Source organism: Pontivivens insulae (assembly GCF_900302495.1).
Taxonomy (GTDB): Bacteria; Pseudomonadota; Alphaproteobacteria; order Rhodobacterales; family Rhodobacteraceae; genus Pontivivens; species Pontivivens insulae.
In genome coordinates this window covers 309,190-334,683 of the sequence record NZ_OMKW01000001.1, presented here as the reverse complement: position 1 = coordinate 334,683, position 25,494 = coordinate 309,190, and the positions used below count along the sequence as shown (strand labels likewise).

General features: G+C 60.1%; 27 protein-coding genes and 1 tRNA gene. 15 read left to right on the top strand and 13 right to left on the bottom strand.

Annotation, left to right across the window (positions count from 1 at the left end):
* Nucleotides 1-53 precede the first annotated feature (53 nt).
* Both POI8812_RS01660 and POI8812_RS01655 read left to right on the top strand, forming a co-directional pair.
* Entirely contained in the window at nucleotides 54-1,892 is a 1,839-nt protein-coding gene (locus tag POI8812_RS01660) for an ABC transporter ATP-binding protein (RefSeq protein WP_108780783.1), read from the top strand.
* Entirely contained in the window at nucleotides 1,889-3,733 is a 1,845-nt protein-coding gene (locus tag POI8812_RS01655) for an ABC transporter ATP-binding protein (protein WP_108780782.1), read from the top strand. The genes POI8812_RS01660 and POI8812_RS01655 overlap by 4 nt, the downstream gene beginning before the upstream one ends.
* Here the strand turns inward: POI8812_RS01655 and POI8812_RS01650 are convergent.
* From POI8812_RS01650 to POI8812_RS01640, 3 genes are all read right to left on the bottom strand, one after another.
* Entirely contained in the window at nucleotides 3,709-6,213 is a 2,505-nt protein-coding gene (locus POI8812_RS01650) for a methyl-accepting chemotaxis protein (protein ID WP_108780781.1), read from the bottom strand. The two genes, POI8812_RS01655 and POI8812_RS01650, sit on opposite strands and share 25 nt — an antisense overlap.
* Nucleotides 6,214-6,274: 61 nt before the next feature.
* Nucleotides 6,275-7,594 carry a glutamate--tRNA ligase gene (gene gltX / locus POI8812_RS01645; RefSeq protein ID WP_108780780.1) on the bottom strand — a complete coding sequence of 440 codons (1,320 nt, stop codon included), beginning with the start codon at nucleotides 7,592-7,594 and terminating at the stop codon, nucleotides 6,275-6,277.
* A complete protein-coding gene (locus POI8812_RS01640; RefSeq protein WP_146186099.1) occupies nucleotides 7,591-8,091 on the bottom strand; it encodes a hypothetical protein in 501 nt (166 codons plus the stop codon). The genes gltX and POI8812_RS01640 overlap by 4 nt, the downstream gene beginning before the upstream one ends.
* A 102-nt stretch (nucleotides 8,092-8,193) precedes the next feature.
* Between POI8812_RS01640 and POI8812_RS01635 the strand changes: the two genes are divergently transcribed.
* Entirely contained in the window at nucleotides 8,194-8,550 is a 357-nt protein-coding gene (locus POI8812_RS01635) for a metallopeptidase family protein (protein ID WP_245895198.1), read from the top strand.
* Nucleotides 8,551-8,558: 8 nt separating this feature from the next.
* Here the strand turns inward: POI8812_RS01635 and POI8812_RS01630 are convergent, their stop codons facing one another.
* The 3 genes from POI8812_RS01630 to rlmB form a co-directional block, all read right to left on the bottom strand.
* The gene (locus POI8812_RS01630; RefSeq protein WP_108780777.1) at nucleotides 8,559-9,038 is read right to left on the bottom strand and encodes a CoA-binding protein; all 480 of its coding nucleotides are present in this window, start codon (nucleotides 9,036-9,038) and stop codon (nucleotides 8,559-8,561) included.
* Between the two features lie 293 nt (nucleotides 9,039-9,331).
* Entirely contained in the window at nucleotides 9,332-9,790 is a 459-nt protein-coding gene (locus POI8812_RS01625) for a YHS domain-containing (seleno)protein (protein WP_108780776.1), read from the bottom strand.
* A 98-nt stretch (nucleotides 9,791-9,888) separates the two neighbouring features.
* Entirely contained in the window at nucleotides 9,889-10,677 is a 789-nt protein-coding gene (gene rlmB / locus POI8812_RS01620; RefSeq protein WP_108780775.1) for a 23S rRNA (guanosine(2251)-2'-O)-methyltransferase RlmB, read from the bottom strand.
* A 136-nt stretch (nucleotides 10,678-10,813) separates the two neighbouring features.
* Here rlmB and POI8812_RS01615 point away from each other — a divergent pair.
* The 3 genes from POI8812_RS01615 to POI8812_RS01605 all read left to right on the top strand — a co-directional run bounded on the left by POI8812_RS01615 (nucleotide 10,814) and on the right by POI8812_RS01605 (nucleotide 12,707).
* A tRNA-Tyr gene (locus POI8812_RS01615) sits at nucleotides 10,814-10,899 on the top strand.
* A 195-nt stretch (nucleotides 10,900-11,094) separates the two neighbouring features.
* Nucleotides 11,095-12,006 carry an aminotransferase class IV gene (locus POI8812_RS01610; RefSeq protein WP_108780774.1) on the top strand — a complete coding sequence of 304 codons (912 nt, stop codon included), beginning with the start codon at nucleotides 11,095-11,097 and terminating at the stop codon, nucleotides 12,004-12,006.
* Nucleotides 12,003-12,707 carry a sulfotransferase-like domain-containing protein gene (locus POI8812_RS01605; RefSeq protein WP_108780773.1) on the top strand — a complete coding sequence of 235 codons (705 nt, stop codon included), beginning with the start codon at nucleotides 12,003-12,005 and terminating at the stop codon, nucleotides 12,705-12,707. Before POI8812_RS01610 ends, POI8812_RS01605 begins: the two co-directional genes overlap by 4 nt.
* Here POI8812_RS01605 and POI8812_RS01600 read toward each other — a convergent pair.
* Both POI8812_RS01600 and tldD read right to left on the bottom strand, forming a co-directional pair.
* The gene (locus tag POI8812_RS01600) at nucleotides 12,704-13,117 is read right to left on the bottom strand and encodes a VOC family protein (RefSeq protein ID WP_108780772.1); all 414 of its coding nucleotides are present in this window, start codon (nucleotides 13,115-13,117) and stop codon (nucleotides 12,704-12,706) included. The two genes, POI8812_RS01605 and POI8812_RS01600, sit on opposite strands and share 4 nt — an antisense overlap.
* A 97-nt stretch (nucleotides 13,118-13,214) precedes the next feature.
* On the bottom strand, nucleotides 13,215-14,639 hold the full coding sequence (gene tldD / locus POI8812_RS01595; RefSeq protein ID WP_108781476.1) for a metalloprotease TldD: 1,425 nt from the start codon (nucleotides 14,637-14,639) through the stop codon (nucleotides 13,215-13,217).
* A gap of 186 nt (nucleotides 14,640-14,825) precedes the next feature.
* Here tldD and coxB point away from each other — a divergent pair, with 186 nt between their 5' ends.
* From coxB to POI8812_RS01565, 6 genes are all read left to right on the top strand, one after another.
* Complete coding sequence (gene coxB, locus POI8812_RS01590) at nucleotides 14,826-15,689, top strand: cytochrome c oxidase subunit II (RefSeq protein ID WP_108781475.1); 864 nt, start codon at nucleotides 14,826-14,828, stop codon at nucleotides 15,687-15,689.
* Nucleotides 15,690-15,761: 72 nt separating this feature from the next.
* Entirely contained in the window at nucleotides 15,762-16,721 is a 960-nt protein-coding gene (locus POI8812_RS01585) for a heme o synthase (protein ID WP_108780771.1), read from the top strand.
* 10 nt (nucleotides 16,722-16,731) lie between these two features.
* Complete coding sequence (locus POI8812_RS01580; RefSeq protein WP_108781474.1) at nucleotides 16,732-16,926, top strand: cytochrome c oxidase system small membrane protein; 195 nt, start codon at nucleotides 16,732-16,734, stop codon at nucleotides 16,924-16,926.
* Between the two features lies 1 nt (nucleotide 16,927).
* Complete coding sequence (locus tag POI8812_RS01575) at nucleotides 16,928-17,506, top strand: cytochrome c oxidase assembly protein (protein WP_108780770.1); 579 nt, start codon at nucleotides 16,928-16,930, stop codon at nucleotides 17,504-17,506.
* A gap of 1 nt (nucleotide 17,507) precedes the next feature.
* Nucleotides 17,508-18,314, top strand: a complete 807-nt coding sequence (locus POI8812_RS01570) for a cytochrome c oxidase subunit 3 (RefSeq protein ID WP_108780769.1) — start codon at nucleotides 17,508-17,510, stop codon at nucleotides 18,312-18,314.
* 72 nt (nucleotides 18,315-18,386) lie between these two features.
* Complete coding sequence (locus POI8812_RS01565; protein WP_245895196.1) at nucleotides 18,387-19,073, top strand: SURF1 family protein; 687 nt, start codon at nucleotides 18,387-18,389, stop codon at nucleotides 19,071-19,073.
* Nucleotides 19,074-19,153: 80 nt separating this feature from the next.
* On the opposite strand, the gene speB is transcribed toward POI8812_RS01565, so the two are convergent.
* From speB to POI8812_RS01540, 5 genes are all read right to left on the bottom strand, one after another.
* Nucleotides 19,154-20,122 (bottom strand): agmatinase, encoded by a 969-nt coding sequence (gene speB, locus POI8812_RS01560; protein ID WP_245895194.1) that lies wholly within the window; start codon nucleotides 20,120-20,122, stop codon nucleotides 19,154-19,156.
* A 61-nt stretch (nucleotides 20,123-20,183) separates the two neighbouring features.
* Complete coding sequence (locus POI8812_RS01555; protein ID WP_108780768.1) at nucleotides 20,184-20,627, bottom strand: MarR family winged helix-turn-helix transcriptional regulator; 444 nt, start codon at nucleotides 20,625-20,627, stop codon at nucleotides 20,184-20,186.
* Nucleotides 20,624-21,445 carry a carbon-nitrogen hydrolase family protein gene (locus POI8812_RS01550; RefSeq protein ID WP_108781471.1) on the bottom strand — a complete coding sequence of 274 codons (822 nt, stop codon included), beginning with the start codon at nucleotides 21,443-21,445 and terminating at the stop codon, nucleotides 20,624-20,626. The genes POI8812_RS01555 and POI8812_RS01550 overlap by 4 nt, the downstream gene beginning before the upstream one ends.
* On the bottom strand, nucleotides 21,445-21,705 hold the full coding sequence (gene grxC, locus POI8812_RS01545; protein WP_108780767.1) for a glutaredoxin 3: 261 nt from the start codon (nucleotides 21,703-21,705) through the stop codon (nucleotides 21,445-21,447). The genes POI8812_RS01550 and grxC overlap by 1 nt, the downstream gene beginning before the upstream one ends.
* A gap of 31 nt (nucleotides 21,706-21,736) precedes the next feature.
* Nucleotides 21,737-22,501 (bottom strand): ComF family protein, encoded by a 765-nt coding sequence (locus tag POI8812_RS01540; protein ID WP_108780766.1) that lies wholly within the window; start codon nucleotides 22,499-22,501, stop codon nucleotides 21,737-21,739.
* On the opposite strand from POI8812_RS01540, the gene POI8812_RS01535 reads away from it, so the two are divergent.
* The 3 genes from POI8812_RS01535 (at nucleotide 22,500) to POI8812_RS01525 (ending at nucleotide 25,477) form a co-directional block, all read left to right on the top strand.
* The gene (locus POI8812_RS01535; protein ID WP_108780765.1) at nucleotides 22,500-23,306 is read left to right on the top strand and encodes a methyltransferase domain-containing protein; all 807 of its coding nucleotides are present in this window, start codon (nucleotides 22,500-22,502) and stop codon (nucleotides 23,304-23,306) included. The genes POI8812_RS01540 and POI8812_RS01535 overlap by 2 nt on opposite strands.
* Before the next feature lie 108 nt (nucleotides 23,307-23,414).
* A complete protein-coding gene (gene hemH, locus POI8812_RS01530) occupies nucleotides 23,415-24,491 on the top strand; it encodes a ferrochelatase (RefSeq protein ID WP_245895191.1) in 1,077 nt (358 codons plus the stop codon).
* A gap of 101 nt (nucleotides 24,492-24,592) precedes the next feature.
* A complete protein-coding gene (locus POI8812_RS01525; RefSeq protein ID WP_108780764.1) occupies nucleotides 24,593-25,477 on the top strand; it encodes an AraC family transcriptional regulator in 885 nt (294 codons plus the stop codon).
* Nucleotides 25,478-25,494 lie beyond the last annotated feature (17 nt).

Sequence of the window (25,494 nt, the reverse complement as noted above, 5' to 3'; positions counted from 1 at the left end):
CATCTATCCTTCGCGTCGGGTGTACGACCCGCCGCACTGCCAAGGCCCCGCCCATGTTCCGCTTCTTCGAAAATCTGGTCGACCCGTATCAGCCTTATGCGGATCAGGACACTCCCCCAGATCGGCTTGGTCCGTTCCTGTGGAGTTACCTGCGGCCGTTCCGCAAGGTTTTGATCCTTGCCACAATTGCGACATTGATTGTCGGCGCGGTTGAGCTTGCGCTGATCTATTACGCAGGTCGGGTGGTTGATCTGCTTGAGGGGTCAGAGCCTGCCGTCTTTTTGGCAGAGCATGGTGCCGAACTCGCCGCGATTGCCCTATTTGTCATCCTGCTGCGCCCGATCGCACAGATTGTGGATGCCCTGCTGCTGAATCAATCGCTCATGCCCAATCTTGGAACACTCGTGCGATGGCGGTCCCATAAGCATGTCCTTCGCCAGTCAGTGGGATGGTTTCAGAATGATTTTGCCGGTCGTATCGCCAATCGCGTGATGCAGACGGCTCCGGCAACCGGGGAGGCCGCGTTCCAGATTTTCGACGCGCTGGTCTATGCTCTCATCTATTTGGTCGGTGCTCTGGTGCTCCTCGGCGACACTGACTTGCGGTTGACCGTACCGCTGCTGATTTGGTCAATCGCGTATATCGGTTTGTGCTATTACATCATCCCGCGCATCGGCCACGCCTCTAAGGCCTTTTCGGACGCGCGTTCGGCGATCAATGGACGGATAGTCGACAGCTACAGCAACATTCAGACCGTCAAGCTCTTCTCCCATACGCTGGAGGAGGAGAAGTTCGCAGGCGAAGCCATCGAGGATGCTCGCGTCAAGTTCCAGCATCAGATGCGCCTGATTACCCTGATGGAAGTTGGCCTGCTCATCATCAACGGCTTCCTAATCGTCGCGGTCATTGGCTGGACGATCCTGCTGTGGCAAGCAGGCACAGCCAGTGTCGGGACGGTCGCCGCTGCCTCAGCGCTCGTTTTGCGCCTGAACGCGATGACTGGCTGGATCATGTGGGCGCTGTCCTCGCTCTTTCAGAATCTCGGCGTGGTGCGTGAAGGGATGGAGACGATTGCTCAGCCCATCACCCTGACCGATCAGCGCGATGCGGCGGATCTGAAGCTCAGCGGTGGCCAGATCACGTTCGAGAACGTGTCTCACCACTATGGCCGCAGCGGCGGTGGGCTTACGGACATTTCTCTCACCATCCCCGCTGGACAGCGGGTGGGCCTGGTGGGTCGGTCCGGTGCGGGTAAATCTACGCTGGTGAATCTCCTGTTGCGGTTCCACGATCCGGAGGCCGGTGTAATTGCAATCGACGGGCAGGACGTGTCGCGCGTCCAGCAAGACAGCCTGCGGCGCATGATCGGAATGGTGTCTCAGGATACGTCGCTGTTGCACCGCTCGATTGTGGACAACATTCGCTACGGCTCCCCCAGCCGGACAGATGCTGAGGTGCGCGCCGCTGCGGCGCAGGTGGAAGCGCATGATTTCATACTCGATCTGGAAGATCCCAAAGGTCGAAAGGGTTATGCCGCCGAAGTGGGTGAGCGCGGGGTCAAACTCTCTGGCGGGCAGCGCCAGCGCGTGGCACTCGCCCGTGTCGTTTTGAAGGACGCGCCCATCCTTGTGCTCGACGAAGCGACGTCCGCCCTCGACAGTGAAGTTGAGGCCGCAATTCAGGACGCGCTCTACGGTATGATGGAGGGCAAGACGGTGATCGCAATTGCCCACCGTCTGTCTACCATTGCAGCCATGGATCGCATTCTCGTGCTGGACGAAGGTCGCATTGTCGAGGACGGAACACATGACGCCCTCTTGGCCGCCGATGGCCTATATGCCCGGTTCTGGTCGCGACAATCAGGCGGTTTCCTGAACGCGGAGGAGACATGAAGCGGTTCTTCTCCGGCTTGATCGATCCTTTCGCCCGCGCCGATGGCCCGCCGCCGAATACGTTGGGGGCGTTCCTGAAATGGGTCCTGCGTGGTACCGGCACGGTGATCTGGGTTGCGGTACTTGCAGGCCTCGTTCTCGGAATATCCGAGGCAATGGCCGCCTGGCTTGTCGGCTATGTGATCGACTTGGCTGTTGCTGAGGGTCCAGAGCAATTCTTTGCCCAGAACCTCTGGCTGCTCCTTGGGACGGCAGCCTTCTTTTTGGTGCTGCGTCCGGCAATTGTTTTTGCATCCAACGGGCTGAACGTTTTGGGACTGACTCCCAACATTGCGACATTGGCCATGGCGCGACTGAACCGCCACACGATGGGTCAATCGATGCGCTTTTTCGGCAACGACTTCGCCGGGCGCATTGCGCAAAAGCAGATGCAAACCGTATCGGCAATTGGAAGCATCCTGTCCGAAGTCGTGAACTCCATGGCTTATGCGCTTTCCGTTCTCGTTGGATCTCTGCTCGTTCTCTTGCAGGTCGCACCGCGTCTGGGATTGATCCTGGCGGTCTGGTTCGCGATCTACGTTGTCTACATCCGCTATTTCCTGCCACGTGTGCGCAAACGGGCCTCCGCCCGCGCGGGTGCCCGCGCGGCTCTGTCCGGCCAGCTTGTCGATGTCATTTCCAACATGTCCACGGTGCGGCTGTTTGCCAGTCGCGCCCGGGAGGAACGGTCCGCGGAAGGGGCGATGATTCATCTGCGTGAAACGCTGATTGAATTCGGCGCGCTCTATGTTTTGTTCCGGCTGGGCCTTGCGGTGATGGCGGGCCTGCTGCCCGTGGCATTGATCGGTGGCGCGCTCTACTTTTGGCAACAAGGTGACGCCACTCCGGGGGACATTGCCATCGCCGGGCTCCTATCGACCCGGCTTGGCCAAATGTCTGGTTGGATCAGTTTCGTGGCCATGGGGATATTCTCGAATATCGGGGAGATTGAGAACGGGATGAAAACCCTGTCCCCGGCGCATGATCTGACCGATCCGGAAGCGCCGGTGGCGTTGACGGACGTTCGTGGAGCCATCGCGTTCGAACATGTGCGGTTTAATTATGACGGCACGGCGTCTGGGTTGCACAGCATGTCTTTGGACATCAAACCGGGTGAGCGTCTTGGACTGGTTGGTCCGTCAGGTGCTGGCAAATCGACAGCGCTCGCATTGTTGCTGCGCCTCTATGATGTTGATGGCGGTTCCATCCGTCTGGACGGTGTCGACATTCGTGATCTGCGACAGGATGATTTGCGCGCCTCCATTGCGATGGTCCGACAGGACACCGACATGTTCAACCGATCTGCGCGCGAGAATATCGGCTACGGGCGCGACGGCGCAACGGATGCTGAAATCGTGCAAGCAGCGAAACTCGCTCAGGCCGATGGGTTCATCCGTGATCTGGCGGATTCCAATGGGCGCACCGGATACGATGCCCATCTGGGCGAGCGGGGGGTGAAGCTGTCAGGTGGCCAGCGCCAGCGGATCGCGATTGCGCGCGCCTTGCTGAAAGATGCACCGATCCTGCTTTTGGATGAAGCGACATCGGCACTCGACTCAGAGACCGAGGCGGATGTGCAGGAAAGCCTCGAGCAGCTGATGGATGGCCGGACAGTGATCGCAATCGCGCACCGTCTTTCGACGATTGCCCGAATGGACCGAATCGTCGTGATGGATCAGGGCCGCATCGTCGAGCAGGGCACACATGCGGAGCTGATCGCCCAAGGGGGGCTCTATGCGCGGTCGTGGGCCCGTCAATCAGGTGGGTTCATGGATTTTCACGCTGAAAGTGCGGCATCTTGAGCGGACCGCTTCATCGCCACTTCGGACTCCGCAAGTCCAGATAGCCGGAACTGACCCATCAGGCCCTGAAGCTGTCCTACATGCATGGCCAGCTGCTTCGCCCGATCTGCCCCTTCGTCTGACAGGGACGCCTGGGCGCGTGTGCCATGGTCCATTGCTGCAAATGAGTCTGTCAGCGCGTTCACGGCGGCTGTCTGATGCTCCGCCTGTTCGGAAATCTCACGCATCGCTGCGGTAACGTTCATGATGAGTTCCGAAATATTTTCGAGCGCATCGCCGGTTTGCCTGACCTCATGCACGCCCGCAGCGACTTTTTCAGTCGTTTCGGCGATCAGTGAGGAGATGTCTTTCGCTGCATCGGCGGAGCGTTGCGCGAGATTGCGCACTTCTGCCGCAACGACGGCAAATCCGCTGCCTGCGGTACCTGCGCGCGCGGCTTCGACGGCGGCGTTTAGTGCCAAGAGATTTGTCTGGAAGGCAATGGAATCGATCAGGCCGACGATTTGTCCCATATGTGCCGCACCGCGCTCGATCGAGGCCATTTTGCGCTGGGCTTCTGCCGATAAGGTCGCACTTTCATGGGCGGTTTCCGACGCATGAACCGACAGGTCGCGCACTTCAGAAGCACGATCCGAGGTCGTGCGGATACCGTGTGCGAGATCGATCATCGTTTTGTTGTTCTGTTCCAGTGCGGCTGCCTGCTCATCGCTGCTGGCAGACAGGGTTTGGGCGTCGGAAGCGACCTGATGCGTCAGCCCGGCCACGGCATCGGCAGTCAGTTGAACATCGCTGACGATTTCAGCCAGTTGGGCACTGCAACTGTGTATGGCGTCTTGAAGCCGAGCGAATGCACCTGAAAATGATCCCTCCACCCGCTTTGTCAGATCACCGGAGGCGATGGTTTCCAGGGCGCGGGTCGTGCTGGCGATGTTGTTCTCAAACGTATCGCACAGCCCGTTGACTGCGTCCGCCATCAGACGCAGTGGTCCATCTGTCTCGCGTGTGTGGACCCTGTCGGAAAAGTCCCCCTCTCCGATCTTTCTGACCAGTTCAACGATGTCACTTTGCAGACGACGCACGGCGGTGCGATCCACGAATGTCAGGATCATTGCGCGGCCTGCTGCATCATGATCAATCGCAGTCGCGCGCAGATCGTATATCCGGTCCGCAATCTGCAGATCGAGAACGGTCTCACGCTGCGAACCGCTGCTTTCAAATCCGACCAAAACACGATCCTGTAGGGCGCTCAGGCCAACTTCTTCGTCCTTTCCGAGATGGCTCAACAACTCACCAGCCCGCGTACTGACGTAATCGGTATGCCCGAAGTCGCGGGCGACGATGATCGCAGCACCTGATGTGTCGAGCGCGTCTCGAATGCGGCGTGCGCCTGCTCCATTCTCTTCAATCTTGGCGGCGGACCGGGCCATCGCACCGAACTCATCGCCCAGCTCCAATGGTAGATCCTCGGGCTCTCTGCCCTTTGCCAATGCCTCTGTCGCGCGGGTCAATTGCCGAAGCGGACGGGTCACGGATCGCAGTGTAAAATGAGCTGTCATCCCTGCCAAAAGCACAACCACGGCCGCAGCGATCAGCGCCGCCTCGACCGCGTTCTGTGATTTCTGGCGCGAGACGAGGTTCAGGCCGCGCTGGCGCAACACCAGATCGTCCATGAGGTCTTCCATGTCATTGCCGATACGTGCGGCCAACGGATGAATGATCTGGCGACCGAGCCTGCTTTGCTGTCGGATTTCCTGCTCCGCACTCTCGATTTTAGTCAGGGCCAAGTCGACATAGTCGTAGACCGAGGTTGCGGTCCGCGCAGGATCGCGCGTCGAGACTGCTTGCAGCTGCAGTATATTGTCACGTGTCACCTCGACTCGTTGGGCAAGCCGGCCTGTGGCGGCCGCACTCGGTCGGGATCGCAGGATTCGCAGGTCGTTTTCGAGGCTGATCAGTTCATCCCGGATCTGTGACACCATGAACGCGATGGCTGGATTGCCCTGAGCGTAGTCGGATCGACCAAATATGGCGAGCAAGGCACGCGCTTCGGTCATTCGACGCTGGGCATCGAACATATCCTGACTGGCCTGCGCGCGCAGAACGTTGAGTTCGAGATAAGTCGAGTAAAGCCGCGACATATCATCGAATGCGTCAAGTTGCCGGTTCAGGATGTCCGGCATCTCTGTCAGGTCGTCAACATATCCAGGGGCCGCTGCGAATAGCAGGCGCAACGCTTCGCGCGTTTCGATCTGGAGTTGCAGATTGTTTTGCGTTGTGTCGCGGATCACAAGGCCACTGGCGTGGGAATAGGTGCCGTGCACAGCCACAACAGCAGCAATGCCCTTCGCTGTGTTGGAGAATAATCCCAGTTGGCCCAGCAACAGCGACAGCGCAAGGGCAAGGATCCCCACCAATCCTGCTGCAGCCATCATCAGGCCACCATAGCCGAGGCTTAGCCGCTGCGCGACAGACAGGCTCATACTCAGCTCCCCCGCTTTTGCTTTCTGCGGGGAGGACTAGGCCTGCGCGATTAAGATTCCCCTAATCGCGCGATGGCTTCGGCAAAAGCGGCATCAGCTTGGCCATGTCGGGGCCTCGCTCCATCCCGGACAGGGCTTTGCGCAACGGCATAAACAACGCCTTTCCCTTCCGGCCAGACCGTTCCTTCATCGTATTCGCCCATTCAGACCAGCTGTCCTGCGTCCACGGGCCATCGGGCAAATGAGCAAAGGCATCTGCGATAAATTCGGCATCCGCCTCATCCACCAATGGCGTTGCGCCCGTTTGTGTCAACGCCCAGAGCGGTTTCACGTCGCCCAGCGTCGTCACATTTTCTCGCGCCATGTCCCAGAATGCCGGTGCAGAGGGGCCTTCGACCCCGAGGGCGGACAGGCGATCAGCGACATCTGCAAACTCGGTGTCATGTAACAGCCGTGCGGTCAGCGGGCGCAAATCGGCCTCATCGAACTTCGTCGGGGCAGAGCCAAAGCGGCCCACATCAAACCCTTCGATCAGATCGGCCATATCACGACGCAGTTCCACCGGGTCGGAAGAGCCCAGTCGCGCCATAAGGCTCAAGATCGCCATAGGCTCAATCCCGGCGGCGCGCATGTCGCGCAGGCTGAGTGTGCCAAGCCGCTTGGAAAGGGCCTCACCCTGGGGGCCGGTCAGCAGAGAGTGGTGCGCAAAGCTCGGAACCGGCTTGTCCAGCGCCTCGATCATCTGAATTTGGGTCGCGGTATTGGTCACATGATCCGATCCGCGCACGACATGGGTTATGCCCATATCGGTATCATCAACGACACTGGCCAACGTGTAGAGTACTTGCCCATCGCCGCGGATCAGCACCGGGTCCGAGACACTGGCCGCATCAATAGAGATGTTGCCCAGAATGCCATCGGCCCATTCGATGCGCTGATGATCCAGCTTGAAACGCCAATGACCGGAACGATCCGCTCGCAGAGCGTCCTTTTCTGCCTCACTCAACGCAAGGGCACCACGGTCATAGACCGGCGGCTTGCCCATGTTCAGCTGTTTCTTACGCTTAAGATCGAGTTCGGTCGGCGTCTCGAAAGCCTCGTAAAACCGGCCATCGGCGCGCAGCTTGTCGGCCGCCTCGGCATAGCGATCGAGACGTGCGCTTTGCGTCTCAACCCGATCCCATGTCAGGCCAAGCCATTCGAGGTCTTCTTTGATCGCGTCCTTATATTCCTGCTTCGAGCGTTCCGGGTCTGTATCGTCCAGGCGCAGGATGAATGTTCCACCGGCCTTTTGTGCGATCAGCCAGTTGAACAGCGCAGTGCGCAGGTTTCCGATATGGAGATAGCCCGTGGGCGAAGGAGCAAATCGGGTAACGGTCATGACGGACTTTCGGCTTTGAGACGCTGAGCGGTCTCCATAACCGCTTCCGGCTCGGCATTTAAGTAGGAATTTGCGATTACGATACCCCCGCGCCCGCCATTCATTGCGATCAGGAATTTCGACAGCGCTGACAGTTTCGCGTCCGGCAGGACACGAAAGCGCAATCCGCCTGCGGACCCGTCCGTGATGTCAATTCCATCGATGGCGGCCCAGGGGATCGGACCAGTGCTGTAAGCCGCAATATTCACACCCGTGCGATCCATGATCAGGCTCGGTCCACCAAGCACCACCAACTGCCCTGCCATAACCAGTGATGCGACCGCGACCCCGGCCAGCAAAGCCAGAATTAAGCCCAGCAGCACCGCTGCCCACACCGGCAGGTATGTCGCGGCCCAGACCCCTGCGGCGATACTGAATGCCAGAAGGAAGAGCGCACCAGGCAGCAGGATCGCTCTGATCAGGCGAGGGGGGCGATAGGTATGAGTGTTTTCTGACATGGCGGCATCGGACCCGGACACCGCCCCATGGTCAAGTGCGCCCGTCGACACTATTCAGGGCCAATGAACGGACGTCCCCCTGATCTAGCCTCGATGCACCAGATGGCACTGAATGCATTTCAGTCGCTGCCAGATGAGATTCGCACGCTTTGTGCGGATTTGCGCATCATCATTGAGGATTTTGCCGATGATGCACTGTTGGACGAGTTGGGCATCGAAAACCCATTCGAGCTGACGGGCCTCTATTCGGGCGTCGCGCTGACGGAAAAGTCATTCAGTGATCCGTCGATCGAGCCGGATACAGTCTATCTCTTTCGTCGTCCGATCCTTGAGGAATGGATCGAGCGGGAAACGGTCGATCTCTCGGAACTCGTTGCCCATGTGCTCGTCCATGAGATCGCGCACCATTTTGGTTGGAGCGACGAGCGAATCATGCAGATCGATGATTGGACAGAGTAGCCCCCGACCTACAGTTTCGAACTAATCCGCCCAGTCGCAAAGCCACCCCATCGCAACTCCCCGAACAGGCGCTGATATTCGATCTTGGGGCAGCGGTTCATCACGACCTGCACACCGGAGGCTTGGGCCCGTGCGGCAGCTTCATGGTCTTCGACCCCGATCTGCATCCAGATCGTTTTCAAGCCGCGTGGCCCCAGAACCTCAAGCGCTTCATCAACCACCGCCCCCGCCTGCTCGGATCGTCGGAAGATATCAACCATGTCGATGCGCAGATCATCGGGCAGGTCACGCAGGCTTCCAACCAGGTCATGGCCAAAGGCGCTTTTGCCCGAATAGGCGGGGTTCACCCCGTACACCTCAAATTTTTTAAGCGTGAGATACCTTGCCACGAAGTAGGAGGGACGCACTTCGTTCAATGACACGCCGACGCAGGCCACCGTTTTGGTCGTTTTCAAAACATCGCGCAGGAAGGTGTCTGAATAGGTCATAGGCGGACGTTAGCGGGAAATGTACGCATAAAAAAGCGCCCGAACCTTGGGTCCGGGCGCGAAGTCAGAACGAGGGACAGTCATGGAGATCCGCGAGGGTCGTTCAAGCCTCGCCTCCGATTTTCACCTTACCATAAAAAAGGTGAAACAAAGGTAACGACTGATACGGAGTGCCCGAAAAATTACGTCACGATATCAGTCGCTTAATCAATTTCCTGCTGTTCAACGTGTTGCATTCGATGAAACTGCACCGATTGCGCAGTGGCGGAGAACAACCTAAAGGCGATTCGCCCTTACTGGATCAGCGTCGGCCAATGGCCATTGGCAAGTTCGATATGTCCGGGGATGTCCTGCTCCCAACGGCTTTGAATATCGGCGCTGTAGTTGAGGTACAGCTTGTCATCGACAATCCGCCAAGCATTCGGGTCAACCGATGCGGTGTAACCCTGGCTGACCGCCCAGGCGCAGTAACCACCATATTGAGGCGCATAGGCCTCTGGATCCGCATCAAACAGGGCCTTGTTCTCTGCGTTGGCAAAGGACCACGTGGCGCCATTCCACTCAGACTGAAAGTCGCCGCTGCCTTCGACGGGCCGACCCTCGGTGAAGTAGGCGACCGGGTCATAGCCACGGATCGCACCGCCAAAAAATGTAGAGAAGACGGGCGCTTCCTGAGCGGCAGCCGGAACTGCACTCAAAGCAACGGCAGAAGCGGCGGTCAGGGTCAGAAAGCTACGGCGGGTCTGGTTCATCTTGAGTCTCCGGGGTGTGAGATTTTGCTCGTCTGAAACACAGTATGGGGCGTCAAACCAGCGCTGCCGAGTCTGCCTCCCGCCGATGTGAACATATGTCAGCGTGCGGCAGATGCCGCGAATAATGAGACGGCCGCAGCATTCGAGACATTCAGTGACCCGAATTCGCCCGCATACGGAATGCGCACCAGCCGATGACAGGTCTCTTTTGTCTTCTCTCGCAGCCCCGGTCCCTCGGACCCGAGCGCAAGCGCGATGGGTACATTGCCAACTTCGGCCAGGGTCGTCGTCAAATCATGCGCCGCCTCACCATCCAGGCCGACAATGAAGTAGCCCATCTCGCGCAGAGCAGTCATGGCATTGGCCAGATTTGGCACCCGCAGATAGGGCTGACGCTCCAAAGCGCCTGATGCGGTCTTGGCCAGTGCACCCGTTTCGGGGGCGGCGTGGCGGTGGGGTGCGATGACTGCGCGCGCGCCGAACACCTCGGCCGATCGCAGCACGGCCCCAACATTATGTGGGTCGCTGACACGGTCGAGCAGAACCACCAGCGGTTTGCCGTCACCGGCAGCACAACGCTCACTAACCGATCCCCAATCGAGCGGTTTCACCTCCATCGCCGCGCCCTGATGGACCGATTGCGGATCAAGCGGTGCATCGAATTTGCGCGGATCGACGATGCGGGGCTCCGGCCCGTGGGTCAATGCGTCCCCCAGCCGATCTGCGGCATTCTTCGTGACGACCAGTTGTAGTTTCTCACGCGCTGGATTGAGCAGCGCATCGCGAACGGCGTGCAAACCGAACAGCCAAACAGTTTCCGGCTGACCTGCCCGCTTACGCTCTTTCTCAACGACCCAAGCGGGTTTTTTCTGGTCTCTGCGCGCCATTTCGGCCTCCCGCCCAATTCATGCGATCTGCATAGGCGTGCAGAAAGCGCGGGTCCAGTGCGCCCATGCGCTGTTTTCGAGTTGACGCCCCGCGCACACGGCATTATCCCCGCCGCCAGTCACCCGTGACTTGAGTGGGGGGGTGGCAGAGCGGTCAAATGCAACGGACTGTAACTCCGTCGGGGAAACCCTACACAGGTTCGAATCCTGTCCCCCCCACCAACCGAGTCACCGCAAAGCGTTGGCGAGTATCCTCCCTGAAATCAGTCCGAGCCTGAGAACCACCCTAAAGCTATGCTGTATACCCCAAGGGTCATCTGACATGGCGCTCGTCGCGACAGGTCTGTTCAGAGAGAAAGGGACAGAAGCGTCCAAGCCCCCTCGACACGTGCTCACACGCTCCCCTACCGTTCTGGTATGACAGAACATCGCTCAACCCATCAGGCCGAAGATGATCCGCGCAATGCGGACATAAAGGTTTGGATCAATGGCAGTCTGAAACCGCGTGCGCAGGCTACCGTCTCCATACTTGATTCCGGCTTCATGCTGGGCGACGGCATTTGGGAGGGCATGCGCCTCTACAACGGCCGGTGGGCTTTTCTCGACGAACACATGGACCGTCTTTGGGAGGGGGCGCTTGCGGTTGACCTCGACATCGGCATGCGCCGCGAGGCCCTGATCGATGCACTGGAAGAAACCCGTTCCGCCAACGATCTGCACAGCGATGCCCATTGCCGCCTGATGGTCACCCGCGGCCTGAAGGTACGTCCCTTCCAGCACCCCTCGCTCAGTCAATCGGGACCCACGATTGTCATATTCATGGAACATTCCAGGCCGAAGGCAGGTCGCCCCGTCGCCCTCGCCTCTGTTGCGCACCACCGTGGTCTGCCTCTCACACAAGACGCGAAACTGAACTCTCACTCCAAGCTCAACTGCATCATCGCACTCAACGCCGCTGTGCGCGCCGGGGCCGATGAAGCGTTGATGTTCGACCCGCATGGTTTTGTGAATACGACCAACGCGTGCAATTTCTTCATTGTGAAGAAGGGCGCGCTTTGGACGTCCACCGGTGATTATTGCATGAACGGCATCACCCGCCAAAAGGTCATCGATCTCGCCCGTGCAGACGGGATCGACGTGCAAGAGCGCAATTTCTCCCTCGTTGAGACATACAGCGCGGATGAGGCGTTCCTGACCGGCAGTTTCGGTGCACAAACCCCCGTTGGCAGCATTGATGGCCGCGTGATTGGTGATGGACAGCTTGGCCCGCTCACTCAACATATCCGCGGTCTCTACGCGGATCTGATTGCACGGGAAACGGAGGGATGAAGCTCGCCGTGTGGTCCGGTCCGCGCAACCTTTCGACGGCGATGATGCGTAGCTTTCTCGGCCGGGACGACTGCCGCGCTTGGGACGAACCATTCTACGCGGCCTATCTGGCACGCACGGGCGTCGCGCATCCGATGCGTGAACACGTTTTATCCGCTGGGATCACGAATGGTGACGAGGTAGCCGCACGATTAGAGGGCCACTCGCCCGCCGCGCTCTGGTATCTCAAACATATGGTTGCTCACATGATCGAGGATATGCCTCTCGGTCATATGCGCGACTGCACGAACATCTTCCTGATCCGGGAACCTGCCCGCGTCATCGCCAGCTTTCTGGCGAAACGACAGACGCCTGAGCCGTGGGAATTGGGCTTTTCCCGGCTGGGCGAACTGTTCGACTGGGAGGCAGACCGCCTTGGCACCGCCCCCGTGGTGGTTGAGACGGGTCGCGTGCGCGCTGATCCCGAGGGGCAGTTGCGCAACCTCTGCACGGCAGTCGGGATAGACTTCCAGCCTGCTATGCTCAGTTGGCCGGCGGGCCATCACCCCGACTACGGGATCTGGGCAGACCATTGGTACGGGTCAGTTTTGAACTCCACGGACTTCGCGCCCCCGGACAGGGCAGAACTGCCAGAGGTACCGGCGCACCTGCTCGATCCCGCACAACCGATCTACGACCGGTTGCTTCAGCACGCACTTTAGGTCGCAAAGATCCCGGACGTATCAGCATATCCCTTGATCTCGATCGGGTTGCCGGACGGATCGCGAAAGAACATCGTCCACTGCTCGCCGGGCTCGCCTTCAAACCGGACGGTTGGGGCAAGAACCCAGTCCGTGCCTGCCGCCTCCAGTCGGGCGCGCAACTCTTGCCAATCCGAAAGGGACAGAACGACGCCCAGATGCGGCATGGGCACCATATGTGCGCCAACCTTTCCGGTATTCGTGGTCTCGAAAGGCGTTCCCAGATGCAGCGACACCTGATGACCGAAGAAATCGAAGTCCACCCAGGTTTCCGTCGAGCGGCCTTCGGCACAGCCAAGAACGGAGCCATAGAACTGTCGCGCCACCTCCAGATCGGTGACGTGATAGGCAAGGTGAAACACGGATTGCATGGGCAGAGCCTCCAGCGGGGGGGTCTCTGGAAAGTGAAAACCCCGCGCTCTTTCACTTTCTTCAAATATCCTCGCCCGGCAGGGCGAAATCGCCTGCTTACGCGCTGCCGCCGACCGTAAGACCGCCAATCAGAAGTGTCGGCTGTCCGACGCCGACGGGGACCCATTGTCCGGCCTTGCCGCAATTGCCCATGCCCGGATCGAGTGACATATCGTTCCCGATCCCTCGCACCTGCTTCAGTGCGGTGGCGCCGTCGCCGATCAGCGTCGCACCCTTTACCGGCGCGCCAACTTTACCGCCTTCGACGCGGTAAGCCTCGGTGCACGAAAAGACGAATTTGCCATTTGTGATATCAACCTGACCGCCGCCAAAGCCGACGGCGTAGATCCCATCCTTCAGCCCGGCAAGGATATCTGCCGGATCGCTGTCGCCGCCGGGCATGTAGGTGTTTGTCATCCGGGGCATCGGCGTGTGCTCAAATCCCTGCCTGCGCCCATTGCCGGTGGGGGCGACGCCCATCAGGCGCGCGTTCTGGCGGTCCTGCATGTAGCCGACCAGAACACCATCCTCGATCAGCACATTCTTTGCGCTGGGCGTGCCTTCGTCATCGAAAGTGATTGAGCCGCGACGATCGGGAATCGTCCCGTCGTCAATGACTGTCACTCCCTTGGCCGCGACCTGTTTGCCCATCAGGCCGGCAAAGGCCGATGTTGACTTGCGGTTGAAATCCCCCTCCAGCCCGTGGCCCACAGCCTCGTGCAGCAGGATACCCGGCCAGCCCGGCCCAAGTACGATATCCATGACGCCTGCGGGGGCAGGAACCGCGTCCAGATTGACCGTCGCGATTCGCAGCGCTTCATCCGCGACCGCCTGCCAATGGGTCCGATCCATCAATTGGGTGAGGCCATGCCGACCACCGCCGCCCGCGCTGCCACTTTCGCGGCGTCCATCCCGCTCTACGATGACAGAGATGTTGAGCCGGCACATCGGACGCGCATCAATGAAGCTGTCGCCGCTGGCGCGCAGGATTTCGACCTCTTGAAAGCTTCCGCCCATGCTGGCGGAGACCTGCACGACAGAACCACTGCGGCTACGCAAATAGTCGTCAATTTCCTTGAGGACGTCGATTTTTACCGCGAACTCGGCATCTTGGGTTGGATCAACCTCGCCATATAGGTGCCGGTTCGTGCGTGCCGGTTCAGGCGCGGGCGTGGCGACCGCCTCGCGAACGGCAAGCCGCACGGTCTCACTGGCGCGGCGCAGGGCCGCCTCATCCAGTGTCGTCGCATGAGCATAGCCCGCCATCTCACCACTGACCGCACGTAGCCCGAACCCTTCGGACGCAGTGTAGTTGGCTGTCTTGATGCGCTGGTCGTCCAGAACCAGCATTTCCGAGCGCCGCCGCTCGAGGAAAAGTTCGCCATCATCTGCGCCTGCAAGCGCATCGCGCAGCACACGCAGCGACACCTCGCGGTCCAGATCGGTCTCGAAAGGACGGAAACGGTCGGTCTGGGGTGTCATGAAAACCACTCCTGCGGGCAAAAAACGATTGTGTGCGACGGAATGCAACATAGTGCCGCCTTGTTTCAAAGCACGTAGTGTGGTTTTAGACGCACATCAATCGGTGCGCGGTCCGAGTCACGCTGGGCTGCAAGCATGGACGATTAGGAAGAGGGCCCGGCAGGGCCGGAGACCGGGAAACTAATGATGCGATTTTCTAAGACCCTCACTGCTCTGACCGCGCTGCTGGGCGCGGGCGCTGCGCGCGCTCAGGATGAAGTGCTCAGCGAACTGCCGCTGATCGGCATTCCTCATGACAACGGCATCGCGTTCCAGTTTGCAGCGACTGAACTGGCCGAGGATATTCACTGGCTCGATTCCTGGCTGCTGGTCATCATCACGCTGATCGTGATCTTCGTGACGGGCCTGCTGGTCTGGGTCGCTGTGAAGTACAACGCGAAGGCAAATCCTGAGCCTGCGCGCTTCACGCACCACTCCACACTCGAAGTTGCCTGGACGATCATCCCTGTCCTGATCCTGATCGGCATCGGGTCGATGTCCCTGCCGATCCTCTTCAAGCAGGTTGAGATCCCCGAAGCTGATGTGACGATCAAGACGACCGGCTACCAGTGGTACTGGGGTTACGAGTATCCCGATCACGGCATCTATTTCGACAGCTACATGCTGGCTGAGGATGAGCTTGAAGAGTATGGCTATCCGCCTGAGGCGAACCTGCTCGCCACCGACACTTCCATGGTCGTTCCGGTGGGTCAGGTTGTCCGGCTTCAGGTGACTGCTGCCGACGTCATCCACTCCTGGAAGATCCCCGCATTCGGCGTCCACATGGATGGTGTTCCGGGCCGCCTGAACGAGACCTGGTTCCAGGTTGACGAGCCAGGCGTCTATTTCGGCCAGTGTTCCGAGCTGTGCGGTATCTCCCACTCCTACATGCCGATCACCGTGCGTGCGGTCCCGGTGGAAGAGTATGAGGCATGGATTGAAGCCGCGATCGAGGTTTACGCCTCTGACGATACGGTTGATCCGACCATCCAGCTGGCGGCTGCACAGTAAACGTCTGACGACTGTTGACGTGATGCGGCCCGCAACCTTTGCGGGCCGTCTTTACAAAGAGAGTTTGCGTTCATGACCGATATGACCCTGAGTGAGATCGACAAGGCCGCCGGAGAGGCGCAGGTGAAAGACTATTTCAACCTGCTCAAACCGCGCGTGATGTCATTGGTCGTGCTGACGGCGGCTGTCGGATTGTTCGCGGCACCCGGCGCGACCCACCCGGTGCTCGCCTTCGCAGCTATTCTCTGCATTGCTGTCGGCGCTGGCGCATCCGGCGCACTCAATATGTGGTGGGATGCGGATATCGACGCGATCATGAAACGCACGGTCAATCGCCCGCTGCCCGCAGGCAAGGTCGAACCGGGTGAGGCTTTGGGCATCGGCCTTGGACTGTCGATCATGTCGGTGCTGATGCTCAGCATTTTCGCCAACATCCAGGCCGCGATCTTCCTCGCCTTCACCATTTTCTTCTACGTCGTGATCTACTCGATGTGGCTCAAGCGCTCGACGCCGCAGAACATCGTGATCGGTGGCGCGGCCGGGGCCTTCCCCCCGATGATCGGCTGGATGTGTGTGACCGGTGGCGTCAGCCTCGAAGGCGTTCTTATGTTCGCGCTGATCTTCCTGTGGACGCCGCCCCATTTCTGGGCGCTCGCGATTTTCCGCAATGAGGATTACGTGAAAGCCGGCGTGCCGATGTACCCGGTGGTAAAGGGTGACCGCGCGACCCGGTTCCAGATCCTTGCCTACACAGTGATTCTGTTCCCTGTCGCGATGGCGCTCGCCTTCACGGAAGTGGGCGGCCCTGTCTACTTCCTTGCCGCGCTGGCCTACAACGCGCGCTTCGTCTGGGGTGCAGTTGCGATCTGGCGCCGGGATGAGGCGACAGCCAAGGCGGACAAATTCAAGACGGAGTTGCGGGTTTTCCTCGAATCGATTGGCTACCTCTTTGCTCTGTTCATCGCGCTCGGGGTCGACATTGCCCTGCGCTCGCTTGGCTGGGCTTGGTCCGGCTGGCCGGTTCTGTTCTGAGGAGATGAAGATGACACTCGGTCAGGAACCGCACGAAATTTATACTCGCCGCAAGGGCCGCAACGTGGCCGTGCTGATCATCCTTCTGTCCTTCGTGGCGCTGATTTTCGCCGTCACGATGGTGAAGATGCAGAACGGTGCGTCGATGGAGGCGTTCGACCACGCCCCGCGCGCGACCCTGCTGCCACTTGAGGAGGAGAATTAAGATGGATCGTGGCGTCAAACGCACCGCACTGTCCGCCGTTGGCCTCGTCGTTTTCATGGTCGGGATGAGCTTCGCGGCTGTCCCGCTCTACGACCTGTTCTGCCGTGTGACCGGCTATGGTGGCACCACGGCCGAGGGCACGGGCTCGGACACCGTTCTTGAAGAGACGATTACGGTTCGATTCGATGCCTCGCGGTCGCGCACGATGGAGTGGGAATTCCGTGCTCCCGAAACGCGCACAGTTGAGCTGCCCATCGGTCAGACCGGACTGGTATTCTACACGGCGCACAACCCTACGGATCGCCCGATCGCAGGGCAGGCCAGCTATAACGTTACCCCCTATTCGGCGGGTGGCTATTTCACAAAGATCGATTGCTTCTGTTTTCAGGAGCAGGTGCTGATGCCAGGCCAGACCGTGCAGATGCCGGTCACGTTCTATGTGGATCCTGAAATCATCAACGACGCCGAAGCACAGTTTGTGCAAGAGGTGACGTTGTCCTATACATTCTACGAAATCGACATGCCTGAGACGGAGGACACCGCCGCCCTCACGCCTGTCACGTCTGCGCAAGAGGGATAAGATGGCCCACGCCAAGAACCACGACTACCACATTCTCACGCCGAGCGTTTATCCGTTCGTCGGCGCCATCGCGGCCTTCGTCATGCTCTTCGGTGCTGTGCTTTGGATGTCCCCGAACGTTTCCGGCGCACTCAGCCAGCCCTATCTCTTCCTGATTGGCTTTGCCGCCGTTCTCTTCGTGATGTTTGCATGGTGGTCTGACGTCGTGCGTGAAAGCCGCGTTGGCGATCATACACCCGTTGTGCAGATCGGCCTGCGCTATGGTATGATCCTGTTCATCACGTCTGAGGTCTTTTTCTTCCTCGCGTGGTTCTGGTCCTTCTTCAAGCACGCCATCTATCCGATGGAAGCTGTTGGTGGTGTCTGGCCGCCGGTTGGCGTCGAAACCTTCGATCCGTGGCACCTGCCCCTGATCAACACGCTGATCCTGCTGCTGTCCGGCTGTGCTGCAACCTGGGCACACCACGCCATCGTGCATGACAACGACAACAAGGCCGCATCCCAGGGCCTGATCATCGCCGTGATCCTCGGCGTGATCTTCTCCTGCTTCCAGGTCTATGAATACACGCACGCTGCGTTCGGCTTTGCTGACTCCATCTATGGTGCGAACTTCTTCATGGCGACGGGCTTCCACGGTGCGCACGTCTTCATCGGTACGGTGTTCCTGCTGGTCTGCTATTTCCGCGCTCGCAAGAACCACTTCACCGCTGAAAAGCATCTCGGGTTCGAAGCTGCGGCTTGGTACTGGCACTTCGTTGACGTGGTTTGGCTGTTCCTGTTCGCTGCAATCTACGTTTGGGGCGCATAAGACCCGACCTGCATTGAATTCAGGCGCCGCGCGGGTCACTCGCGCGGCGCTTTGCATTTGAGGGGAAGACTGATGCTGAAACGCAATCTCGGCCCATTGCTGTTTGGCCTGATCGGCTGCGCTATCCTGATCTCGCTCTCGATCTGGCAGTTTCAGCGCATGCAATGGAAAGAGGGGCTGATCGCCGCAGCCTATGAAGGGCTTGCCGCCGCGCCCGTGCCACTGCCCGAAAACCCCACAGAAGCCAAAGATGAGTACACGCCCGTCTTGCTGGACGGTGAGATCCTCGCCGGAGAGGTCCACGTGCTGACCTCTCGCCCGGGGCAAGGCCCCGGTTTCACCATCATCGCTCCGTTTCAGACAGCAGACGGTCGGCGCATCCTGCTCGACCGTGGCTTCGTGCGAGAGGCGGAAAAGGATGCCACCCGCCCGCTCGGCCCGATTGCAGGTCCTGCCGTGCTGCTCTGGCCTGATGAGAGTGACAGCTACACACCTGCGCCCGACCTTGCGCGCAACTTCTGGTTTGCTCGCGACGTGACCCCCATGGCCGAGGAACTGGCGACACTGCCCATCCTGGCGGTCATCACAGAGGCACAGCTTGATGGTGCGCCGCGCCCCCTGCCGGTAACGGTCAATTTCCGCAATCGGCATCTGGAATATACCGTCACTTGGGCAGGTCTCGCCGTGGCGTGGGCCTTCATGACCGGTGTGTGGATTACGGCGCGAGAACGCGGGACAGAGAAGAACCTGCGGGTCTGAGCGGCCAAACCACCTTTCAAGACGAGGCGCCCTCCCCACGGCTCCGACCGGGCAAAATCAGCCCACATATGCGGGCGGCCTCAACGCCGTGCCTCAATCGCTTTCGATAAGACGCACATGATCTCGAAGATGATGTTCACGCCCAGCCAGGCCGTCCCTCCCGATGGATCAAAAGGTGGGGAGACTTCAACCATGTCAGCCCCGATCAGGTTCAGCCCGTCCAGCATCCGCACGCATTGCTGGGCTTGGAAGCTGGTCGGGCCACCCACCTCGGGCGTGCCCGTGCCCGGCGCAAAGGCGGGATCAATGAAATCAATGTCAAAGCTGCAATAGGTCGGCGCATCTCCGACGATCCGGCGGGCCTCCGCCATCACGGCCGGTACGCCAAGATCGAAGAACTCCTCAATAGTGATGATCCGAACGCCCTGCGCCCGGCCCCATTCAATATCCTCCCCATCATACATCGGCCCGCGAATGCCGATCTGGACGACTCGCTTGGGGTCCAGCACACCTTCCTCGATCGCCCGGCGGAACGGGGTACCATGGGTATAGCGATAGCCCCCGAAATAGCTGTCGTAGAGGTCGGTATGCGCATCGAAATGCACCATGCCCAACGGTCCGTCCTTGGCGAGCGCGCGCAGCACCGGCAGGGAGGTCAGATGATCCCCTCCGGCCGTCATCGGCACGATCCCCTGCGCGGCGACATCCGCATAAAAGCGCTCGATGCGCCCCAACGTATCCTCCAGATCGACAGGGTTCGGGTTCACGTCACCCAGATCGGCACAATTGCACAGCGCAAAAGGATCGGTCTTGGAATAGGGGTTCACGCGCCGCATCATCGTCGAATAATCGCGCAATTGACGCGGTCCATGACGTGGGCCGGGCCGGTTCGTCGTGCCTGCATCCCATGGGATCCCGATCAATCCGATATCCACTTCGGCCCGCCGCGGATCATCCTCGCCCAAATGGGGCAGTCGCATGAAGCTGGGCACACCTGCAAAACGCGGCAGGTCCTGCCCGGAAATCGGTTGATAATACGGGTCGCTCACGTCGGATACTCCTCTGCCAGACACCGCGCCACTTCAGGCGCGTGACCCGGCAAAGGCAAGCCTATTCCTTGCTCAAATAGGTTCGAAGGTCGCGCAGAAAGGGCAGTGCCGCCCGCACCCGGTCGCGTCCCATACCGACCATCACATCCTCAAAGACCGGCGCAATCGCTGCCACGGCGAAGTTGCGAGCACTGCGACCCGCCGGGCTGATGCTGACCCATTTCTTGCGTCCATCCTCCCAATCGGGGCGGATGTGGATCCAGCCAGAGGTTTCCAGCTTTTTCAAAGTATTGGTCATGGTGCCACGGGTCACATGAAAGGATCGTGCCAGCTGCGCGGGTGTCTTTTCCCCGCCCAAACGCGCGAAATGGTTCAGCACGGCAAACTGGCTCAACTCCATCCCCTTGGGCAGCGCACGCTGCAAGCGGCCACGGGCCAACTGTTCGAGCGTGTCGATCTCGCTCAACAGGGCTATGGCAAGCGGGTCTGAGGCGTCTTCCTTCATCCCGTTGTGATATCGAAGCCACGCTCATTCGCAAGGGCTGGAATGGAATTCCGGGCCCGTACCACGGCCTCAAGATCGATATCGACCAGCGAAACGCCGGGCTCCGTGCCCCCATCCGCCGCGACCTCCCCCCAAGGGGATACGGCGAGGGAGTGTCCCCAGGTCTCACGCCCCGAACCCGGATGTGTCCCGCACTGTGCGGGTGCCAGTACCCAACAGCCGGTTTCAATGGCGCGCGCGCGCAACAGGACGTCCCAATGCGCACGCCCGGTGGGCACCGTGAACGCGGACGGGTAGGTCAGGATCTGCGCGCCGGCTCGGGCTAATCCCCTTGCGAGTGTTGGAAAGCGCATGTCGTAGCAGATCGAAAGTCCAAGCTGTGCGCCCGACGCCTCTGTCACGATGGCCGCTGATCCGGGGCGATAACCTTTCGATTCGCGGTATCCGCCGTCCACGTCCACATCAAACATATGGATTTTGTCATAGCAGGCCTGAACCGATCCATCCGGGGCGATGACAAAGCCGCGATTTGCGAAGCGCCCATCCGGGTCGTCCGTCTTCAGGGCAAGCGACCCGATATGCAACGTGACCGCGAGTTCTGACGCCACCTCCCGCAAGCGCGCAAGCGTCGGATCGTCGGCCTCATGACGCAAAACGTCCATCTGCCGGGCGCGTGACATGGATACGCAATTGGTCACCTCTGGCGTGGCGATCAGGGTCGCCCCCTGATTTGCCGCGTCCCGGATGAAACCTTCGGTGATCGGCAGGTTGGCAAGCGGATCATCGCTGCTCGTCAACTGCACGAGGGCTGCACGGATCATGCGTCGGCCAGCATTCCATCAAGCTTGCCGGACCGTTCCAGTGCGTGCAGATCATCGCAGCCACCAATGGGTGTTCCGTCAATGAAGATCTGCGGCACCGTCCGCCCGCCGCCAGAGCGTTGGGTCATCTCAGCCCGTTTGTCGGGGTTGGACATCACGTCGATCTCAGAGAAGGAAACACCCTTCTGCGTCAACAGACGTTTGGCGGCGTGGCAAAAGCCACAGATTGGGGTGGTATAAATTTCGACGGGTTTCATCAGCAAGCCTCCGGGTCTAGGGACGATATAGTCACGCCCCCTTGTCCCTGACAACGCGCGCCAGCGTCAGGACGTTCACCTCTTTGGCATCAGCGGTGAGTAGGATCCGCGCGCAGGCCCGTAATGTCGCGCCGGTTGTCAGCACGTCATCGACCAGCAGGATCGACTTACCGGCGACGTCATGTGGCCCGAGCGCGATCGCCTCGGCCAGAAGAGAGCTGCGCTCATCCCGCCGCTTGCCATCGAGAAGGGGCGTAGATTTCACCCTGCGCAGCAGATCCTGGCCGCGTTTTTGGGGCGGGACTAATGCGCGGATCAATTCGGCCGACTGATTGTAGCGCCGCCTGAACAGCCGCGACCAATGCAGCGGTACCGGGGCGACAATATCTGCCCGGTCGATCAGATCGGGCGCCGCGCGTGCCAGCCAGCTTGCCAATGTGGGCGCAATATCGAGCCGGTCCCCATGTTTCAATTGCAAGATCACGCGCCGGCCTGCACCGCCATAGATCAGTGCCGCGCGACCGTCACGCCATGGGGGCGGATCGAGGGCGCAACTGTCACAACTCAATCGCTGTCCCGGTGCGCCTGCCTCGACCGGCGTTCCGCATTGCGCGCAGACCGGGCCAGAGATGAACTCGATCTGCCTCCAGCACTCAGCACACAGCGCACCGGGCGCATCGGTTTCCGAGGGGCACGCGATGCAGCGCGGCGGATAGACAAGTGCGGCAAGATGGAACAGAGCTCGCCCAACCAGCCCCTTCCCCTCGCGGCGTGCAACCTCTATCTGCCCTGCCATGACCGAGCCTCTCTTCGACCGTCGCGCCCTCAGCGCCCATCGCCACCGCGCGGGTGGTGCCACCTTCCTGCACGAAGCCGCCGCGCAGGAGGTTTCAGATAGGCTTCTTGAGATTAACAAGTCCTTTACCGATCCCTTGATCGTCGGGGATCAGACCGGGCTTTGGGCTGAGCAGCTGGGGCTGAAGGCCCGCCGCATCCCCGATACCGATGTTCTGGATGTTACCGAAGGCGCGCATGACCTCGCGATCCATGCGCTCAGCCTGCACTGGATGGAGGATCCGGTCGGCCAACTGGTCCAATTGCGCCGCGCATTGCGCCCTGACGGCCTGATGATTGCCGCACTCTTTGGCGGTGAGACGCTCACGGAACTGCGCGCCGCGTTCGGTCAGGCAGAGATCGAGGTTGAGGGCGGCCTGTCCCCCCGCGTGGCCCCGATGGGTGAACTGCGCGATCTTGGCGGCCTCGTCCAGCGCGCAGGGCTCGCCCTGCCGGTCGCGGATTCGATGCGCCTCACGGTCGATTATGCCGATCCGCTCGCCCTGATGCGCGATCTTCGCGCGATGGGAGAGACCAACGCCATGGCCGCACGGCGCAAGACCGTCCTCAAACGCGCAACGCTCGGCCGGGCGCTGGAGCTCTACACCCAGAACTACGCGCGAGCCGATGGACGTATCGAGGCAAGCTTTGAGATCGTCTTCCTCACCGGTTGGGCCCCTGCCGATACCCAGCAACAACCCTTGCGACCCGGCTCTGCCAAGGCACGCCTGGCGGATGCGCTGAAAGTGCCGGAGCGAAAGCTCTGATCCTAACCGCGGCTTCAGCCGTAGACAGGCCAACACCTGCCGCACTTGACCCCAACGGGCGCCGCGCGCACAACACCACAGCTATTTCGTGACGAGAGACGTTTTCCGATGTTCGACCAGTCCAAGCCCGATATGCATCAACCCGGCGATGGCCGCCTTGCCCATGCAGAAAGCGACCACCCGCCCGTGCCCCGCGCCCGCGTCGGCGTTATCATCTCAAATCTCGGCACCCCTGACGCGACGGATTACTGGTCGATGCGCCGCTATCTGAACGAGTTTCTGTCGGACCGCCGCGTCATCGACTACTCCCCCTGGCTCTGGCAGCCGCTCTTGCAAGGGATCATCCTGACCAAACGTCCGTTCTCGTCCGGTAACGCTTACAAGGGCATCTGGAACAACGAGCTGAACGAAAGCCCATTGCTCACAACGACCCGCTCTCAGGCGGAAAAACTGGCAGAGGCGATGGCGGCGAAATACGGGGATGATGTTATCGTCGATTTCGCGATGCGCTACGGCAACCCCTCGACCGAAAGTGTCATCAAGCGCGTCAAGGCCGCGGGGGCAGAGCGCATCGTGTTCTTCCCGCTCTATCCGCAATACTCCGCAGCGACGACCGGCACCGCCAACGATCAGGCGTTCCGCGCGCTGATGAAGATGAACTGGCAGCCCTATATCCGCACCGTGCCCGCCTATTACGAGCACCCGCTTTATATCGAGGCGCTGGCTCAATCGGTTGAGAAAGCCTATGCGGCGGCAGAGACCAAGCCTGACATCCTCGTCACCTCCTATCACGGCGTGCCAAAACGCTATCTGATGGAGGGCGACCCTTACCACTGCCAATGCCAGAAGACGACACGCCTCCTGCGGGAGCGTCTGGGCTGGGACAAGACAGAGATTGTGACGACCTTCCAGTCCAAATTTGGCCCGGAAGAGTGGCTTCAGCCCTATACGGTTGAAGAGGTGGCGCGCCTGGCAGAATCCGGCAAGAAGTCCATCGCGATCATGGCCCCGGCCTTCTCCTCTGATTGCGTCGAAACGCTCGAAGAGATTGATGAAGAGATCAAGGAGAGCTTTGAAGAAGCGGGCGGCGAACACTTCCTCTATATCGACTGCCTCAACGATGCTCCGGCCCATATCGACATGATGATGGCTGTGATTGAGAACGAAGCGCAGGGTTGGCTCTAACCCTATCCTCCTGAGCTTTTGCTCAATCCTCCGGGACAACGGGCGCTGGGCTGTGAAGCCTTGCGCCCTTTCGCTATCCTGCGGGTGATCGCGGAGGCTCCATGCAGGTTGAAGAATTTTACGCAGAGGTCAGCGCCTATCTCGACGCGCAATCGGCGCGAGAGGGGTTCATCCCGCTTCCCGTGCGCAACATCGGTCTGGTGCGTACCGTCCAATCCAAACGAAATGATGGCGCGATCTTTGCCCCGGTTCTGGCCCTTGTCCTGAATGGACGTAAGGACGCGCTCTACGGCTCGCGCAGTGTCGCATATGGCGCCGGGGATCTACTGATCATCGGCCAGACCGCTCCCATCCTTGCGTCGAGCGTCACGGCCACCCCCAACGATCCTTTCGTCGCGCTCTATGTCGAAATTGACTTACAGCTCGTGCGCAGTTTGGCCGGAGAGGTCGGGGCACTCGACACGGACGACAGCCCGGCACGGGGCGTCGAGGTCGGCGCCGCCGACGCGGAGCTTGTCGCGGCCATGGCCCGCCTGTTCCGCCTGCACTCCGATCCGATTGCAGAGCAAGCACTTGCCGGGTCCACATTGCGCGAAGTGCTCTTTCATGCGTTGCGGTCCCGACACGGCGGAAATTTGCGGCAGATGATGAATATCGACAGCAAGGCCAGCCGGATCGCCCGCGCTATCGTCCATATTCGAAAGGAATATCGCAGCCAGATTCGCGCCACCGATCTCGCTGCGATTGCCGGGATGAGCGCGTCTGTCTTTTACGAAAACTTCCGGGAGGTCACGGCGAACAGCCCGCTTCAGTTCCAAAAGGACCTTCGCCTTTTGGAAGCGCGTGACCTGCTGGTACAGGCGCGTCAGCCCGTCTCGCAGATCGCCTACGAGGTGGGATACGACAGCGCAGCTCAGTTCAGCCGGGAATTCACACGAAAATTCGGCGGCTCGCCGCGCAGTTTTCTGGGCGGCGCATCACAATAGTCCCGACTGCCGGAGGA